Below are 16992 nucleotides of genomic sequence, written 5' to 3'. Positions count from 1 at the left end.
CGAGAGATGACCGTCGACAACCACGACCTTGTGGCGGCCCTCCGGGCGGCCATGAAGGAGAACGCCCGGCTGAAGCGGCGGAACGCGACCGCCGCCGACCCCGTCGCCGTCGTCGGCATGGCCTGCCGCTACCCGGGCGACGCCGACTCGCCCGCGGCGCTGTGGCGGCTGGTCGCCGAGGGCCGCGACGCGATCACCGGCTTCCCCGAGGACCGCGGCTGGGACATGGACGCCGTCTACCACCCGGACCCCGCCCACCCCGGGACGAGCTACGTCCGCACCGGCGGATTCCTGTCCACGGCCACCGAGTTCGACCCCCGCTTCTTCAACGTCGGCCGCCGCGACGCGCTGGCGATGGACCCGCAGCAGCGGCTGCTCCTCGAAGGCACCTGGGAGGCCCTGGAGGAGGCCGGGATCGACCCGGAGAGCCTGCGCGGCAGCGCCACCGGCGTGTTCGCCGGCGCGATGTTCCAGGACTACGCCTGGGTGGCGCGCTCCCGCGCCGACCAGGTCGCCGGCCGCTGGGGCACCGGCACGCTCGGCAGCTTCGTCTCCGGCCGGGTGGCCTACACGTTCGGGTTCGAGGGCCCTGCGCTGACCGTCGACACGGCCTGCTCGTCGTCGCTCGTGGCCACCCATCTCGCGATGCAGTCGCTGCGCCGCGGCGAGTCCTCGCTGGCCGTCGTGGGCGGCGTCACGGTCCTCGCCACGCCCAGCGTGTTCGTGGAGTTCTCCCGGCAGCGCGCGCTGTCCCCGGACGGCCGCTGCCGCGCCTTCGCCGACGCGGCCGACGGCACGGGCTGGGCCGAGGGCATGGGCGTCCTGATCCTGGAACGGCTGTCGGACGCGCGGCGGAACGGGCACCGGGTGCACGCGGTGCTGCGCGGCTCGGCGATCAACCAGGACGGCGCCAGCAACGGCATGACGGCCCCCAACGGCCCGGCCCAGGAGCGAGTGATCCGCGCGGCGCTGGCGGACGCCGGGCTGTCGGCGGGGGACGTGGACGCGGTGGAGGGCCACGGGACGGCGACGACGCTCGGGGATCCGATCGAGGTCCAGGCGCTCCAGGCCGCGTACGGGGACCCGGAGCAACGCCCTTTGTGGCTGGGATCGTTGAAGTCCAACATCGGGCACACGCAGGCGGCGGCGGGTGTGGGCGGCATCATCAAGATGATCGGCGCGCTGCGGGCGGAGCGGTTGCCGGCGACGCTGCACGTCGATCGTCCGACGGGGAAGGTGGACTGGTCGCGGGGCCGGGTGCGGCTCCTCACGGAGGAGCAGGCGTGGCCGCGCTCGTCCGAACGGCCGCGCCGCGCCGGGGTGTCGAGCTTCGGCGCGTCCGGGACGAACGCCCACGTGATCGTCGAGGAGCCGCCGGCGGCCGCCGAGGAACCGGCTTCCGAACGGTCCGATGACGCGCCGCTGGTAGGGACGGTGTCCGAACGGGCTGGACGGTCGGGTGAAGCGCCGCTGGTACGGACGGTGTCCGAACGGTCCGAGCGGTCGGGTGAAGCGCCGCTGGTACGGACGGTATCGGAACGGTCCGAGCGGTCGGGTGACGCGCCGCTGGTACGGACGGTATCGGAACGGTCCGAGCGGTCCGGTGACGCGCCGCTCGTCTGGACGGTGTCCGGCCGGATGCCGTCCGGACTGGCCGCGCAGGCGCGGCGGTTGGCGGAGTGGGTGCGCGAGCACCCGGACGCAGACCCGCTGGACCTGGCGTTCTCGCTGGCGACCACGCGCGCGACGCTCTCCCACCGCGCGGCGGTCGTCGGCCGTACGCGCGACGACCTGCTCGCCGGCCTCGACCGCGTCGCCGCCGGCCAGGCGGCCCCCGAGGTACTGCTGCCCACCCGGGCCCGCCCCGGAAGCGTCGCCTTCGTCGTACAGGGCCCCGACGGGCGGCGCACGGAAGGGATACGCGAACTCGTCTCCACGGAACCGGCGTTCGCCCGCCGCATGGAGGAGTGCGCGGCGGCGCTCGCCCCGTACACCGACGGGAACGTGCTCGACGCCCTCGAAGGCGCGCCCGGCGCCGTCCGCACCCCCGCCCTGGAACGGGCCGTCTCCTTCGCCGTGTCGGTGTCGCTGGCGGCGCTCTGGCGCGCGTACGGCGTCGAGCCCGACGCCGTCCTGGCCGCGCCGGGCGGGGAGGTCGCGGCCGAGGTGATCGCCGGACGGCGCACGCTGACCGAGGCGGCGCGGGCCGTGGCGGACGCGCCCGCTTCCGCGGAGCCGCTCGTCGAGAGCGTGCGCGCGAGGCTGGCCGAGGGCTTCCAGGCGTTCCTGGACATCGGCCTCCGGCCGACGCTCACCGACGCGCTCACCGCGGCCGTCTCCGCCGTGGGCGGCGACCCGGACGACTTCCTGATCACCCGGCCGACGGGTGGGGGCGCTTCGACGGGCAGGGGCGCGGCCCCCGGGCGCACCGCGTTCCTCCGCTCCCTCGCCCAGGCCCACGTCGGCGGCGTACGCGTCGACTGGACGCCGCTGTTCGACGGCCGCGGCGCACGCGCCGTCCCGCTGCCCACCTACCCGTTCCAGCGGCAGCGCTACTGGCTGACCGAGCGCGCGCCCGAGCGTGCCCCGGAGCGGCCCGCCGCCCCCGCCGCCCCCGCCGAGGGGGAGATCCGCCGCGGCGGTACGTACACCCAGCTGCTGCGCCGCGCCCACGTCGAACACGCCATCGCCGAGGCCGTACCGCTGCTGGCGGCGGCGTCCCGCTTCCAGCCGTCCTTCGCCTCGACCGCGGAACTGACCGGCGGCGCGCGCTCGGTCCTGGTCGCGGACGGCACCCCGGACCCGGTGGTGGTCTGCGTCCCGTCGTTCCTCGCGGGCTCGGGACCCCACCAGTTCGCCCGCTTGGCCGCCGAACTGCGGCCCCGGCTGCGGACGTCCGCCCTCGTCCTGCCGGGCTTCGGCAGGTCCGCGCCGCTCCCGAAGTCGTGGTCGGCCGCCGTCGACGCCATGGCCGAGGCCACCGCCGAGGCCGCCGCGGGCGCGCCGTTCTTCCTCGTCGGCCACTCCGTGGGCGGGCTGATGGCCCGCGCGGTCGCCGAACGCCTGCTGCGGTCCGGCACCCGGGTGCAGGGCGTCGCGATGATCGACACGTACGACATCGACGACGCGGGGGAGCGGGAGGCCCTGTTCGTCTGGGCGATGAGCGAGATCCTCGACCGGGATCCCACGGGCGTGGTGGTCAACGACGAGAACCTCATGGCCATGGGCGCCTATGTGCGCCTCTACGCCGAGTGGGAGCCGGTGGAGGCCGACGTCCCGACGCTCGCCGTACGGGCCGTGGCCCCCGAGGCGTCCCACGGCGCCCCCGTCGACCCCACCTGGAAGGCCGCCGACGCGACCGAACCCGTCCCGGCCGACCACTTCTCGATCCTGGAGGACCGGGCCCCCACGACCGCCCGCGTCCTCGGAGCCTGGTTCGACCGGGTCCGCACCGACCCGCCACGACGTGCCTGACGGCCCCCCACCACCGATGCGACGAGGAGTCCCCGATGTCCCACAACCCCCCGCCGACGGCCCCCACCACCGCCGCGGAGCTCACCCGCCGCTGGACGACCGACCCCCGGTGGAAGGGGGTGGAGCGGACGTACTCGGCGGAGGACGTCGTGCGGCTGTCGGGCAGTGTGCGTGAGGAGCACACTCTCGCCCGTCGTGGGGCGGAGCGGTTGTGGCGGGAGTTGCACGAGCGCGACTACGTGCACGCGTTGGGTGCGTTGACCGGTGGTCAGGCGGTGCAGCAGGTGCGGGCGGGGTTGCGGGCGATCTACCTGTCGGGCTGGCAGGTGGCGGCGGACGCGAATGTGGCGGGGCAGACGTATCCGGACCAGAGTCTGTACCCGGCGAACTCGGTGCCGCGGGTGGTGCGGCGGATCAACAACGCGCTGCTGCGGGCCGATCAGATCGCTACGGCCGAGGGGGATTCCTCGGTGGACTGGTTGGCGCCGATCGTGGCGGACGCGGAGGCCGGTTTCGGTGGTCCGCTGAACGCGTTCGAGCTGACCAAGGCGATGATCGCGGCCGGCGCGGCGGGCATCCATTACGAGGACCAGTTGGCGTCGGAGAAGAAGTGCGGTCACCTGGGCGGCAAGGTCCTCGTCCCCACCGCGCAGCACGTGCGTACCCTCAACGCCGCCCGTCTGGCGGCCGACATCGCCGATGTGCCCACCCTGATCGTCGCGCGCACCGACGCCCTCGCCGCGAATCTGCTGACCAGCGACGTCGATGAGCGCGACGCCCGCTTCTGCACCGGCGAGCGCACCGCCGAGGGCTTCTACCGCGTCGAGGCGGGCATGGCCCCCGTCATCGCCCGCGGCCTCGCCTACGCCCCCTACGCCGACCTGCTGTGGATGGAGACCGGCACTCCGGACCTCGACGAGGCGCGCGCCTTCGCCGAGGCGATCCACGCCGAGTACCCGGACACGATGCTGGCCTACAACTGCTCGCCGTCCTTCAACTGGAAGGCGGCCCTGGACGACGACCGGATCGCCAAGTTCCAGCGGGAACTGGGGGCGATGGGCTACCGGTTCCAGTTCATCACCCTGGCGGGGTTCCACTCCCTCAACCACGCGATGTTCGACCTCGCCCGCGGCTACGCCGCGCACGGCATGACCGCCTATGTCGATCTGCAGGAGCGGGAGTTCGCCGCGCAGGCCGACGGCTTCACCGCCGTCCGCCACCAGCGCGAGGTCGGCACCGGCTACTTCGACCTCGTCACCACCGCGCTCAACCCGGACTCGTCCACCACCGCCCTGACCGGCTCCACCGAGGAGGAGCAGTTCCACCCGGCGCTCTGAGCGCCTTGTCCTTCTGTCCTGTCCGTGTGTTCGTTCGTTCCCGCTGGAAGGGGTTGAGGAAATGGACGGCAGGGAGCACCGCTGGTTCATCCTCGGCGCGTCCGTCATCCCGCTGCTGGGGGTCCTGGCCTCCATGGCACTGCTGTGGAACAAGATCTTCTCCTGGTCCGACGCCGTGGTCCTCGTGATCATGTACGCGATCTCCGGGTTCGGGATCTCCACCGGCTACCACCGCATGCTCACGCACCGCTCGTTCGAGACCTACAAGCCGATCCGGGTCGCCCTGGCCACCGCCGGCGTCATGGCCGGCCAGGGGCCCCCACTGATCTGGGCCGCCCACCACCGCAAGCACCACCGCGTCGCCGACAAGGAGGGCGACCCCCACTCGCCACACCTGGACTTCCCGCCCGGCTTCAAGGGAACCATGACCGGTCTGTGGCACGCCCACCTCGGCTGGCTGTTCGACGAGAAACTCACGTCCGACCCGATGCGCTACTGCCCCGACCTGGTGCGCGAGAAGCCGATGCGCTGGCTGAGCGAGCACCTGGTGCTGGTCACCGCCGCGGGATGCGTGCTGCCCGGCCTGCTCGCGTTCGCGATCACCGGCGGCAGCGTCACCGCGGGCCTGACCGGCATGCTCTGGGGCGGCCTCGTCCGCATCTTCCTCATCAACCACATGACGTACGCGGTGAACTCCGTCGGCCACTACTTCGGCCGGCGCCGCTTCGACACCACCGACGAGTCCCGCAACGTCGCCTGGCTGAGCCTGCCGTCCTTCGGCGAGGCATGGCACAACAACCACCACGCCTTCCCGCGGTCCGCGCGGCACGGCATGAAGTGGTACGAGGTCGACCTCTCCGCCATCCTCATATGGAGCCTGGAGAAGACCGGCCTGGCCTGGAAGGTCATCCGGATCGACCCGGAGCGGATGGAGATGCGCGAGGCCGGCATCAGCCGGGTGAGCGGCGGCTCCACCGCCGACCAGGCCCAACTCCTCAAGTCCCAGCAGCACCTGGCGCCCCTCGCGGAGCGCAAGAAGAGCGACCAGCCCACCGACCCCACCCTCGTCGACGTCGAATGACACCGTCCGGCGCCGGTGCGCGCACACCGCACCGGCCCGGAGGCGCCGACTTATCGGGACGGGCTCGTCGGGACGGGGGCATCGGGACGGGCCTGTCGGGACCGGCACGACGGTCCCGCCGGCACGACGGTCCCGCCGCCGCACGGTCCCGTCGGCACCACGGTCCCATCGGCACCACGGTCCCCTCGTTACCACAGGCGCATCGGCATCACAGGCGCATCGGAACCACCACCCACGGGGAGTACGGCCACACCATGGATTTCTTCTCCGCCTTGACGAACGGGTCCTCGCGCGGCGTCCTGCACGCCTGGTCGGGCGACGCCTTCGACCACACCCCCTGGCGCGACGTCGTCCGGGACGCCCACGGCATGGCCGCCCGGCTGCGCGCCCTCGGCGTACGCCCCGGAACCCGCGTCGCCTGCATCCTCACCAACACCCCCGACACCGTCCGCGGCCTGCTCGCGACCTGGCTGGCGGGCGGCGTGGTCGCGTCCCTCCCGCTGCCCACCCGCGGCCAGAGCCAGGAGGCGTACGGCGACCAGCTGGTCGCCCTCACCGCCCGCCTCGACCCGGTCCTCCTGCTGGCCGACGACTGGATAGCGGCGACGCTCCCCGCCGAACTGACAGCGTCCCTCCCGGTCGCGGGCTGGACGGCCCTCCGCGCCGCCGGCGCGTCCGCCTCCTTCACCCCGAGTCCCCCGGCCGGGACGACCTGGCCTTCATCCAGTACTCCTCGGGCAGCACCAGCACCCCCAAGGGCTGCGCCCTCACCACCCGCGCCATAGAACGCCAGTTGGAGATCATCCTGCACCTGACGGGCGGCCGCCCGGGCGCGGATACGGTTGCCTCGTGGCTCCCCTTGTCCCACGACATGGGCATGTTCGGCTGCCTGCTCTACTCCTGGGCGTACGACTTCCACTTCGTCCTGTCCACGCCGGACCGGTTCGGTCTCGCGCCCCGGTCCTGGTTCCGCGACATGTCGGAGTACGAGGCCACCATGACGGCGGGCACCAGCACCGCCGTCTATCTGGCGGCCCGAGCACAGGGCCGGGGCACCCTCCCGAAGGAACTGCGCCTACGAGCGGCGGTGATCGGCGCGGAACGCGTCGACTGGGACACCCTGACCACCGCCACGGCCGCGTTCCGCCCCTTCGGCCTCACGGACATCGCGTTCCAGCCCGCCTACGGCATGGCGGAGGCCACTCTCGCCGTCTCGGGCAAACCGTGGGCGGAGGCGCCCCGCGCCCTGACCTTCCACGGCCCGTCGCTGGTCGAGGGCAAGGCGATTGAGGTGGCCCCGGACGAGCCCCACGCCACCCGCATCGTCTCCAACGGCGTCCCCCTCCCGGGCGTGGAGATACGGGCCGGAGCGTCCGGCGGCGTGGCCGAGATCGAGGTGGCTTCCCCCAGCCTCGCCCAGGGCTACTACGCCGACCCGGCCCGCACGGCGGAACGCTTCCACGACGGCCGGCTGCGTACCGGCGACCTGGGCTTCCTCCGCGACGGCGAACTCTACGTCCTCGGCCGGGCCGACGACATGCTCTCGGTCGGCGGCCGCAAGGTCTACGCCACGGAGATCGAGTCGGCCGTCGACTCGATGCGCAACATCCGCAAGGGCTGCGCGGCGGTGGTGGACGCCGGCGACACGGGCGCCACCCGCCTCGTCCTCATGGTCGAACCCCAGGGAAACCCCAAGGACTTCCGCCCCATCGCCGAAGAGGCCGCCACCCTGGCCCTGGAAAAGGCCGGCGTGGCCCTGGACGAATGCCTCTTCCTCCCCCGAGGCGTCCTCCCCAAAACCCCCAGCGGCAAAATCCAACGCTTCCGCTGCCGAGCCCTCCTCACCGACATCACCTTCACCCCGGTGGCGCGGGTGTCCTTGGCCTGAGCACGGCCGCGCGCTCGGCCGGCCCCGAAGGGCGGCCAAGGGGCGCGCGGGATGTCGGCTTGTCAGCCGGACAAACAGAAGAACCCCATGCTCAGCTGGGGTTCTTCGTTGCGGTCAGGATTCCCGGACCGCGCCACGGGGCTACGTCCACACGGGCGCGTACGCGACCACGTCTGGGGGGTGTGGCTGGGGCGGCCGGGGACCTGTTTATGCGAGGACACGCATAGTCGCGTTCACGGATAGACGCGTAGCGCCACCCCTTCTACTGTCGGTGGGCAGGCGGCCCAAATGGGTCGACAGCAAGGGGGTTTGGCGTGTTCGAACGTTCGGCGCTCACCCGGCTTACGGGCAACGGCAACGGCGAGTGCGGAGAGAAGGACTGCCCGAACGTGTACCGCACGGCCACGGGATCGTTCGTCGTGCAGGACGACGTGTCCAACGCCTTCACCCCGCCCTCCGGGGAAGGGCTCGTGGAAATCCCGGAGGCGGTTCTCAGGGAGGCATTCCGTGCACTTGGATGGTGACACGTGGAATGACTGCTTCGATTCCATGGAGCGTGAGGCGTGGCGGCTGGAAACGCTGCCCGTCTACACCATGCCCCAGGAAGCGGAGAAGCTGAAGCGCTTCCTCGCCGGGGAGAAATCTCCGGACGATTACACGTCGGCCTGGATGGACGAGGTTCGGCAATGGGCCTCGGAAGGGAAGAGTGTCGGCAGGGTGCACGTCGTGACCCGCCCGCTCTCGGACTACCTTCGGTTCGAGTTCGAGTATTACTACCGGCACCACGTGAAGGCGGGCGAGGATATCCGCATCCTCGACCTCACCGAGCGGAAGAACCCGGGGCTTCCGGATCAGGATTTCTGGATGTTCGATGAGTCCAAGGTGGTCCTGATGAACTACCGGGCGGACGGGACGCAGATAAACCGAGAACTGTACGAAGGTGATCCCGAGCCGTACCGGCAGTGGAAGCGGATTGCGGTTGCCGAGTCGGTTCCATTCCTGGAGTACGTGAGCGGGTGACGTTCGACCCTGAACAGTTGGGGCAGCCGAAGCAAGAACTGGCCGCCCTGCTGAAAGAACTACGCAAGCGAGCCGGCCTCACTGGGGACCGGCTCGCTCGGCGTTGCAACATGTCCCAATCGAAGATCAGCCGGATCGAGAATGGGAAAGCCCAACCGAGTCTGCTGGATCTGGAAAGAATCCTCCGGGCCGTCGTGGCTCCGCCCGAGATCATCGAGGAGGTCATCGCCCTTGCGAGGCTGGCCAACACCGAATGGCAAGACCTGCGCTCGCTGCGACGTAGGGGCCTGGAGAAGAAGCAGACTGAACTTGCTGCCCTTGAATCCTCGTCCACGGAGTTCCGCTTCTTCCTGCTCTCGATGATTACAGGACTGCTGTCCACCTCTGAGTACATCCGAGCCAGCCTTGCCCATTCTCCGGCCGATGTCACCAAGACGATCGCGAGGAAGCTGGAGCGGCAGGAGGTTCTTTACGACACGAAGAAGCGGTTTACCTTCATCCTTACCGAGCAGGCTGTGAGGTGGCCACTCCTGCCCCCGGCTGCGATGGCGATGCAGATTGATCGGCTGGCTTCACTGACCCATCTAACGAATGTGAAGCTCGGTGTCATCCCAATCGCGGGGTACAAGCCTATTGCTCCGATGGACACCTTCACTGTCTACGACAACACCCTGGCCACTGTGGAGAACACCACCGGTGTCATGATCCTCAGAGATCCGCGTGACATCGAAATGCATGTGGAACTGTTCTCCACGCTGGAGGGTTATGCGCTTTTCGGGGGCGAAGCGCGAGCCTTGTTGGTGGAGTGGTCTGCCACCTGCCGTTCATGATCTTTAGTCCATGACGGGAAAGAACTACACAGTCGTCGCTTTCCAGGCCAATGATTTCCTCCATGGCAGCGACCGAGCGAAACGAAAAGCGGGTCCGCTACGGCGTGGGGTGGCGGCCGGCGTACCGGCGGAGGTTCGGCCCTGACGCTGGTGTGTGCTCATGACGACCGGGCGCATGACTCTCCGGGTGTCATACGACGGGGGCCGGACGTACGGCCCGGTGCGCACGGTGCAGGTGAACCCGCGCAACGCGGTGATCTTGGGTTCGCCGACCAAGTACCCGCCGTGCGGGTGCCCTCGGTGCACGGGTCGCCCGTCGCCACCGAGGACGGCGTCCGCCGCGCTCGTCGCTGTCCCTTTGCTTCCTGCCGGAATCCCGGTGGGAGTCCCCGAGAAGAGAGAGGTAAGTCCGATGCTGAAGCAGAACACCACGTCGGCCGCCCCCGAGGGGGGTGGCCTGCTCGTCGCGAAGCGGAAGATCGTGGCCGCGCGCACCCGCGCCGAGCAGGAGTCGGACGTCAGCAGTGGCCGTTCCGACGGCAACGACTGACGGGAGCGCCCACGTTGCTTGATGCAGCCACGTGGGCGGGGCGTCTGGGCGGGGACAGGTTCCTCGCCCAGACGTACCACCGCTCTTACGCGCACCTCCCCGGAGCCGCCGACACGGCGGGCCTGTTCTCCTGGGACGACCTGAACCGGATCATTGCCACTCAGCGGCTGGAGCCGCCCCGGCTGCGCCTGTCGGTCGACGGCGAGATGGTCCCGCTCCACCGCTACGTGATCCCGACCACGAACCGCCGAGCGGTCACCTGGTCCCGCATCCAGCCGTCCGACTTCCACGCCCAGCTCAGAGACGGGGCGTCGCTGGTGCTCGATGCGGTGGAGAAGATCCACCCCGCCGTGGGGGCGGCTGCTGAGGGGCTGGAACGCTTCCTCGGAACTTCCGTGCAGGCCAACGTGTACGCCTCGTGGACCGAGCGGGAGGGCTTCGGCCGGCACTGGGACGACCACGATGTGGTGGTGGTCCAACTGCGCGGTTCGAAGCGGTGGCGCCTGTGGGGGATGACCCGTGAAGCGCCCACCTTCCGGGACGTGGAGTCGCCGGAGGAGCCGGAGGGCGACCCGGTGGCGGACCTCGTTCTGTCCCCGGGTGACGTGCTCTACCTGCCGCGCGGCTGGTGGCACTCGGTCACCGCTGGCCAGGGGACAGAATCCCTTCACCTCACGTTCGGGATGGTCCCGCACACGGGCGCTGACCTGATGCTCTGGGTCGTCGACCAGCTCCGGGCGTCCCTCGCGCTCCGCAGGGACATCCCGCGCTTCGGCTCGCTGGCGGAACAGTCGGACTTCACCGACGCCGTACGCGGTGAAGTGGCCGACATGATGGCGGACCCCCGCCTCGTGGAGCGGTGGGTGGAGTCGATCGACACGACGGACCCGGGCCACGCGATTCCGTCCCTGCCCTACGTGGACGGACTCCCCGCACGGAGGGAGATCACGGTCAAGCTCACCGCTCCGGGGGGCCGCCTGACGGCGAACCGCGAACAGGGCACGGTCACCTTCTCGGCGGCCGGTACCGCGTGGGACTTCGCCGAGTCCGCCGCGCCCGCGCTGGGCACGCTGCTGACCAACCGGCCGACCACGCTCGGCGTACTCGCCGACTCCGCTGGACTGGAAGTCAAGGAGGTGGCCGAACTGGTCTCCATCCTCATCGACGGCCACACCGTCGCAGTCGTGGGGACTGCGCCGTGACCGCCGTGCTCTGCCTGGGGACATACCGCGTGCGTGCCGTCAGTCGGGCGGCACGCACCGCCCTGGCGGCCGGTAGCCCCTGGGTGGACACGGCACCCAACTACGCCCACGGTCGGGCGCATGAGGAACTGGGCCCTGTTCTCGGGGAGTACCCGACCGTGCGGGTAGCCACGAAGACGGGGTTCTTCACGGCGGAGCAGGGCCGTACCGCCCTGGCTGAGGGCGTCCTCACCCGGGAAGAGGCGGCCGGTAGGCACAGCCTTGAACGGGGCTTCGTCCGCTGGCAGACGGAGCGATCCTTGGCCGCGCTCGGGCGCGTGGACCTGGTGTTCGTGCATAACCCCGAGCACCACGGGCACGGCCTTGACCGCGCCGCTCTGCACGGGCGTGTACGGGATGTCTTCACGGCGCTGGAAGAGTTCGCCCATGCGGGCAGGATCGGCGGTTACGGCGTCGCCACCTGGTCGGGCCTGACCTCCGGAGCGTTCAGCGTGCCCGGGTTGCTCGCGCTCGCCCGGCAGGCGGCCGGTTCCGCCGAGCATCACTTCACGGGCTTGCAGATGCCCGTCAGCATGATCATGGATGCCCCGATCACATGGGCCCTGAACGGCGGCGGACCACTGGTGCGGGCGACGGACGCGGGGCTGATCACCTTCGGCTCCGCTCCCCTGCACGGGGGCGCACTCCTCGACGCCATGACACCCGAACTCGTGAACCTCATCCGTCCCGGCCTGTCGGCCGCAGCCGCTGCCCTGCTGGCCGTCGGCTCGTGCCCCGGCCTCGATGTCGTCCTCACCTCCGCGAGCACCCGCGAGCACTGGGACGATGCGGCCAAGGCTCTGGCTGCGCCTCTGACGGCCCGGGAACTCAGGAGGGTGACGGATGAACTCGCCGGTGAATGAGGAGGTACAGGACCTGATGGAGGCCGCCCACGACCGGGCGGCCAAGGCACTGGGCCTCACCTGCACGGGGCCGCCGGCGTGGGGTTTCCTCGGTGTCACTCTCGGACGCCGAGCGGGGGACCGGTGGCTACGGGTGAGCCGGACGGCGAAGAGGAACGCGGGCAGGAAGGCGGGGGAGGGCATCGTTGGCGCCTCGGAGCTGGTGCCTGACGGCGTGCCCCGCCCCCACCTGTACGCGGTGCATGACTGGACTGACGGCGAGTGGGCCTTCGAGTCGGAAGTCCTGGACTGCCTCACGCAACCCATCGTGTCCCCGGGCCGGCCCGACATCGACCACGACCCGGGGCTGCCCGAGGAGTGGTGGGCGGACCTTCGCCAAGCCCTTGCCATCCTCGCTGAAGCGGAGGGAGTGAAGACGACCGTGCGGGACGGGTGGATCGAACGAGCCTTCCCCCAGTTCCTCGGCATCCCCGCCCCCGCCAAGGTGGAGCGGGTGACCGGTCACGGTGACCTGCACTGGGGCAACCTCACCGCCGCGCCCCTGTGCCTGCTGGACTGGGAGCGGTGGGGCTTGGTGCCCTTCGGCTATGACGCGGGACTCCTCCACGCCAACAGCCTGCTTGTGCCCGACGTAGGCGCCAGCATCCGCAAGGAGTTCGCGCCGATCCTCGACACCCCCGCCGGCCGAATCGGGGAACTGGCGGCCCTGGCCGAGATGCTGCAAGCCGTAGCCCGTGGCTGGTACCCCGACCTCGCACCCCACCTCGTGGCCCGTGCAGAAGTGCTCACCGGAGTGCGCCCGCCCGTACCGGTCCACTCCGAGGTGAGCGCCTGACCGCACCCCTGTGCGCCTGTCTCAGGTGCTCTCACTCTTGGCGCGCCTGGCCGGGCTAGGCAAGATGCCTGACCGGGAAGTCCGCTCGGCTGTTGGTCACGCGATTGGTAACGCCACAGCCGGATAAACAGAAGAACCCCAGCTCCGCTGGGGTTCTTCGTTGTGTCCGAGGGGGACTTGAACCCCCACGCCCGATAAAGGGCACTAGCACCTCAAGCTAGCGCGTCTGCCATTCCGCCACCCGGACCAGGTGTCGTTTCCTCGGGGTGTTCCCCGCGGCGACATGGAAAACAATACCAGGTTTCGAGGGGTGCTCGATCACTCGGGCGGGGGGCCGTTGCGGGGCTGCGACCAGCGGGTTCTTGCGGGAGTGTGTCGGCAGGATTGCGGCCTTGGGCTCGGGCGGCGGCGGGTGGAGGATGGCGGTGGGCCCACGCCGGGGGTCCGCGCGAGAGGGCTCCCGGGGGCGAACCACGAGGAGGCAGTGTGAGCGCGGAACAGACAACGGGCGCCGAGAACGAGGTCGTGGACATCTGTCGCGACCTGATCCGGATCGACACGAGCAACTACGGCGACCACTCCGGGCCCGGGGAGCGCGCCGCCGCCGAGTACGTGGCGGAGAAGCTGGCCGAGGTGGGGCTGGAGCCGCAGATCTTCGAGTCGCACCCCGGGCGGGCCTCGACCGTGGCGCGGATCGAGGGTGAGGACCCGTCGCGGCCGGCGCTGCTGATCCACGGGCACACGGACGTCGTCCCGGCCGACGCCGCGGACTGGACGCACCACCCGTTCGCGGGCGAGATCGCCGACGGGTGCCTGTGGGGGCGCGGCGCGGTGGACATGAAGGACATGGACGCGATGACCCTCGCGGTCGTCCGCGACCGGATGCGGACCGGGCGCAAGCCCCCGCGTGACGTGGTGCTCGCCTTCCTCGCGGACGAGGAGGCGGGCGGCACGTATGGCGCCCGCTACCTGGTGGACAAGCATCCCGGCCTCTTCGAGGGTGTCACGGAGGCGATCAGCGAGGTCGGCGGCTTCTCGTTCACCGTGAACGAAAACCTGCGGCTGTATCTGGTCGAGACGGCCCAGAAGGGCATGCACTGGATGCGGCTGACCGTGGAGGGCACCGCCGGCCACGGTTCCATGACCAACACCGACAACGCGATCACCGAGCTCTGTGAGGCGGTCGGGCGGCTGGGGCGGCACCAGTTCCCGGTGCGGGTGACCAAGACCGTGCGGTCGTTCCTCGACGAGCTGTCGGACGCGCTGGGCACCCCGCTCGACCCCGAGGACATGGAGGCCACCCTCGCCAAGCTGGGCGGCATCGCCAAGATCATCGGGGCGACGCTGCGGAACACGGCCGCGCCGACGATGCTGGGCGCCGGCTACAAGGTGAACGTCATCCCCGGTCAGGCCACGGCGCACGTCGACGGCCGGTTCCTGCCCGGATACGAGGAGGAGTTCCTCGCCGACCTCGACCGGATCCTCGGGCCGCGGGTCAAGCGCGAGGACGTGCACGCGGACAAGGCGCTGGAGACCGGGTTCGACGGGGACCTCGTGGCGGCGATGCAGACGGCGCTGCGGGCCGAGGACCCGATCGCCCGCGCCGTGCCGTACATGCTCTCCGGCGGCACCGACGCCAAGTCCTTCGACGACCTCGGGATCCGCGGCTTCGGGTTCGCCCCCCTGAAGCTGCCCCCCGAGCTCGACTTCGCCGGGATGTTCCACGGAGTGGACGAGCGCGTCCCCGTCGATGGTCTGACATTCGGTGCGCGCGTGCTCGACCGGTTCCTGGATGAGTGCTGACACGCTTTCTGAAAGAGCGTCAGGTTGTGCGGAGTTGGCGCTTTTTTAACCGGAAAGAGTGAACAGGCTCAAGGTTACGTAGCTCGGTTCCCCCCGTGTCGTTACAGGGAGTGCGGTCCGCGGCTGGGATCGCATTCCAACAAGGAGGAATCCATGCTCAAGAAGGTCGTCGCCACCGCGGCTGCCACCGGTGGTCTCGTGCTCACGGGCGCGGGTCTGGCAGCGGCGGCGGGCGGGGCGCAGGGCGCCGCGGTGAACAGCCCCGGCGTGGCCTCGGGCAACGTCGTGCAGATCCCGGTCTCGGTGCCGGTCAACCTGTGCGGCAACACGGTCAACGTCGTCGGGGTGCTCAACCCCACGCACGGCAACATCTGCGTCAACAAGTGACGTTGCCCCTCACCGGGTGAGGGATTGGAGAACCGGGCGGCTCCGGAGCGCGCGCCATGCGCCCCGGGGCCGCCGGGCTTTCGACCCGGACACCGTGCGCGGGCACCTCGTCCGCGCGCGTTCCGCATGGCAAGCAGTAGTAGCAGAGGGGCAAAGCAATGCGACAGGTCGCCAAAAAGGGCCTGCTCACCGTCGCGGCAGCGGGCAGCGTGCTGGCCGTGACCGGTGGCTACGCGTACGCGGACTCGGGTGCTCAGGGCGCCGCCGCGCACTCCCCGGGCGTCGCGTCCGGGAACACCGTCCAGGTGCCGGTCCACGTGCCGGTCAACGTCTGCGGCAACACCGTGAACGTCGTCGGGGCGCTCAACCCCGCCTCCGGCAACACCTGTGTCAACGGTGGCCACGGGGGCCACGGTCAGGGCCACGGCCACGGCGGCGGTCACGGTCAGGGCCACGGGCACGACGGCGGGCACCACGGCGGCGGCTCCGGGGCGGAGGGTGCGGCCGTCGGCTCGCCCGGCGTCGCCTCCGGGAACGTCGTCCAGGCGCCGGTGGACGTGCCGGTCAACGCCTGCGGCAACTCCGTGGACGTGGTCGGTGTCGCCAACCCCACCTTCGGCAACGCCTGCATCAACGGGGGCCACGACCACGGGAGGGGCCCGGACCACACCCGGCCGCACCACCCGGGCGAGCCCTCGCACCACAACCCGCCGGCCGACAAGCCGCACGGGGACAAGCCCCACGGGAACCACGAGGACCACGGGACCCACGGGGACAAGGACAAGCCGTGCGACGAGCACCAGCCGGCCGGGCACCACAACCCGCCCGCCGAGCACTCGGTGCACAAGCCCGGCCACGTCACCCCGGGCCGGTCACCTCGGGCCCGATCGTCCCGGTGGCCGTGGTGAAGGACGCGCACGGTCCGGCCCGGCCGGCCGCCGCGGCGGTCGAGGAGAAGGACGACCAGCTCGCGCACACCGGCGCGGGTGAGCTGGGCATGGCCGGTGCCGCGAGCGCGGCCCTGCTGCTCGGCGGCGCCGTCCTCTACCGCCGGTCGCGCGCCGGTCAGCAGGGCTGAAACGGTCGGCTGTGGGTCTCCGGGCCCGTGGGCGCGTGGGTCCGTGGGCATGGTGGGCTGAGTCGGTGAGGCCGGCTCGGCGGCGGAGCTGATCCGGCGGAGCCGGTCGGTTTCCCGCCGGGCGGGCGCATCGAAGCGCGGGAGCGGGTTCCGGAAACCGGGGCCCGCTTCCGTCGTTTCCGGCGGGCTTGGCGGGCTTGGCGGGCTTGGCGGGCTTGGCGGGCTCAGCGGGCTCACGGTCGTCCGGCCGGTCCCCGTTCAGCCCCGTCCCCGTCCGGCCGGTGCGGCGGTCCGCCGCTCGCGGCCCCGGGCCGCCGCTGCCGTCGCCGCCCGGCTGGGGAGGCGCCGGTCACCGGCTCCGTACGACGCCCCCGGCGCCCGCTCCGCGGCCCGGGCGCGGCCTCACCAGGTGGCGCGCAGCTGGCGGATGATCCTGCGGCGCAGCCGCACTCTTCGGCTGCCGTCGGGGAAGAGGCGCAGTCGGTCCAACTCCCAGTGTCCGTACTCGGCGTGGTCGGTCAGCAGTCGTGTGGCAGCACCTCGGGAGACCCCTCGCGGCACATACACATCACAGAATTCGTATTCCGGCATCGCATCTATTGTGC

General features: G+C 70.9%; 16 protein-coding genes, 1 tRNA gene and 1 pseudogene. 16 read left to right on the top strand and 2 right to left on the bottom strand.

Annotation, left to right across the window (positions count from 1 at the left end; genetic code table 11):
* Window positions 1–84: 84 nt before the first annotated feature.
* The 12 genes and pseudogenes from ACQEVS_RS06370 to ACQEVS_RS06315 all read left to right on the top strand — a co-directional run.
* Window positions 85–3423 (top strand): annotated as a pseudogene (locus tag ACQEVS_RS06370) (type I polyketide synthase); the annotation flags it as partial.
* A gap of 86 nt (window positions 3424–3509) precedes the next feature.
* Complete coding sequence (gene aceA, locus ACQEVS_RS06365) at window positions 3510–4811, top strand: isocitrate lyase (RefSeq protein WP_433016371.1); 1302 nt, start codon at window positions 3510–3512, stop codon at window positions 4809–4811.
* 61 nt (window positions 4812–4872) lie between these two features.
* Entirely contained in the window at window positions 4873–5892 is a 1020-nt protein-coding gene (locus ACQEVS_RS06360; RefSeq protein WP_398268856.1) for an acyl-CoA desaturase, read from the top strand.
* Window positions 5893–6146: 254 nt separating this feature from the next.
* On the top strand, window positions 6147–6677 hold the full coding sequence (locus ACQEVS_RS06355) for an AMP-binding protein (RefSeq protein WP_433016367.1): 531 nt from the start codon (window positions 6147–6149) through the stop codon (window positions 6675–6677).
* On the top strand, window positions 6605–7780 hold the full coding sequence (locus ACQEVS_RS06350; RefSeq protein ID WP_433027310.1) for an AMP-binding protein: 1176 nt from the start codon (window positions 6605–6607) through the stop codon (window positions 7778–7780). The genes ACQEVS_RS06355 and ACQEVS_RS06350 overlap by 73 nt, the downstream gene beginning before the upstream one ends.
* 314 nt (window positions 7781–8094) lie before the next feature.
* Window positions 8095–8304 carry a hypothetical protein gene (locus ACQEVS_RS06345; RefSeq protein ID WP_433016364.1) on the top strand — a complete coding sequence of 70 codons (210 nt, stop codon included), beginning with the start codon at window positions 8095–8097 and terminating at the stop codon, window positions 8302–8304.
* Window positions 8288–8800: a DUF6879 family protein gene (locus tag ACQEVS_RS06340; RefSeq protein ID WP_433016361.1), complete on the top strand. Its 513-nt coding sequence runs from the start codon at window positions 8288–8290 to the stop codon at window positions 8798–8800. The genes ACQEVS_RS06345 and ACQEVS_RS06340 overlap by 17 nt, the downstream gene beginning before the upstream one ends.
* A complete protein-coding gene (locus ACQEVS_RS06335) occupies window positions 8797–9630 on the top strand; it encodes a helix-turn-helix domain-containing protein (protein WP_433016358.1) in 834 nt (277 codons plus the stop codon). Before ACQEVS_RS06340 ends, ACQEVS_RS06335 begins: the two co-directional genes overlap by 4 nt.
* Before the next feature lie 412 nt (window positions 9631–10042).
* Window positions 10043–10180, top strand: coding sequence for a hypothetical protein (locus ACQEVS_RS06330; protein WP_433016355.1), 138 nt, complete (start codon window positions 10043–10045; stop codon window positions 10178–10180).
* 14 nt (window positions 10181–10194) lie between these two features.
* A complete protein-coding gene (locus ACQEVS_RS06325; RefSeq protein ID WP_433016352.1) occupies window positions 10195–11382 on the top strand; it encodes a cupin domain-containing protein in 1188 nt (395 codons plus the stop codon).
* Window positions 11379–12284 (top strand): aldo/keto reductase, encoded by a 906-nt coding sequence (locus ACQEVS_RS06320; RefSeq protein WP_433016350.1) that lies wholly within the window; start codon window positions 11379–11381, stop codon window positions 12282–12284. Before ACQEVS_RS06325 ends, ACQEVS_RS06320 begins: the two co-directional genes overlap by 4 nt.
* Window positions 12265–13119: a phosphotransferase gene (locus ACQEVS_RS06315; RefSeq protein ID WP_433016347.1), complete on the top strand. Its 855-nt coding sequence runs from the start codon at window positions 12265–12267 to the stop codon at window positions 13117–13119. Before ACQEVS_RS06320 ends, ACQEVS_RS06315 begins: the two co-directional genes overlap by 20 nt.
* Before the next feature lie 161 nt (window positions 13120–13280).
* Here the strand turns inward: ACQEVS_RS06315 and ACQEVS_RS06310 are convergent.
* Window positions 13281–13367: transfer RNA gene (locus ACQEVS_RS06310), tRNA-Leu, on the bottom strand.
* Between the two features lie 238 nt (window positions 13368–13605).
* Between ACQEVS_RS06310 and ACQEVS_RS06305 the strand changes: the two genes are divergently transcribed.
* The 4 genes from ACQEVS_RS06305 to ACQEVS_RS06290 all read left to right on the top strand — a co-directional run bounded on the left by ACQEVS_RS06305 (window position 13606) and on the right by ACQEVS_RS06290 (window position 16387).
* Complete coding sequence (locus ACQEVS_RS06305; RefSeq protein WP_433016344.1) at window positions 13606–14922, top strand: M20/M25/M40 family metallo-hydrolase; 1317 nt, start codon at window positions 13606–13608, stop codon at window positions 14920–14922.
* A 153-nt stretch (window positions 14923–15075) separates the two neighbouring features.
* On the top strand, window positions 15076–15309 hold the full coding sequence (locus ACQEVS_RS06300; protein WP_433016341.1) for a chaplin: 234 nt from the start codon (window positions 15076–15078) through the stop codon (window positions 15307–15309).
* Between the two features lie 158 nt (window positions 15310–15467).
* Complete coding sequence (locus tag ACQEVS_RS06295) at window positions 15468–16217, top strand: chaplin (protein WP_433016339.1); 750 nt, start codon at window positions 15468–15470, stop codon at window positions 16215–16217.
* On the top strand, window positions 16205–16387 hold the full coding sequence (locus ACQEVS_RS06290; RefSeq protein ID WP_433016336.1) for a hypothetical protein: 183 nt from the start codon (window positions 16205–16207) through the stop codon (window positions 16385–16387). Before ACQEVS_RS06295 ends, ACQEVS_RS06290 begins: the two co-directional genes overlap by 13 nt.
* A gap of 402 nt (window positions 16388–16789) precedes the next feature.
* Here the strand turns inward: ACQEVS_RS06290 and ACQEVS_RS06285 are convergent, their stop codons facing one another.
* A complete protein-coding gene (locus tag ACQEVS_RS06285) occupies window positions 16790–16978 on the bottom strand; it encodes a DUF5703 family protein (RefSeq protein ID WP_078588254.1) in 189 nt (62 codons plus the stop codon).
* Between the last annotated feature and the right edge of the window lie 14 nt (window positions 16979–16992).

Source organism: Streptomyces sp. CA-181903, assembly GCF_050937075.1.
Taxonomy (GTDB): Bacteria; Actinomycetota; Actinomycetes; order Streptomycetales; family Streptomycetaceae; genus Streptomyces.
This window is presented reverse-complemented; position numbering and strand designations above follow the sequence as displayed.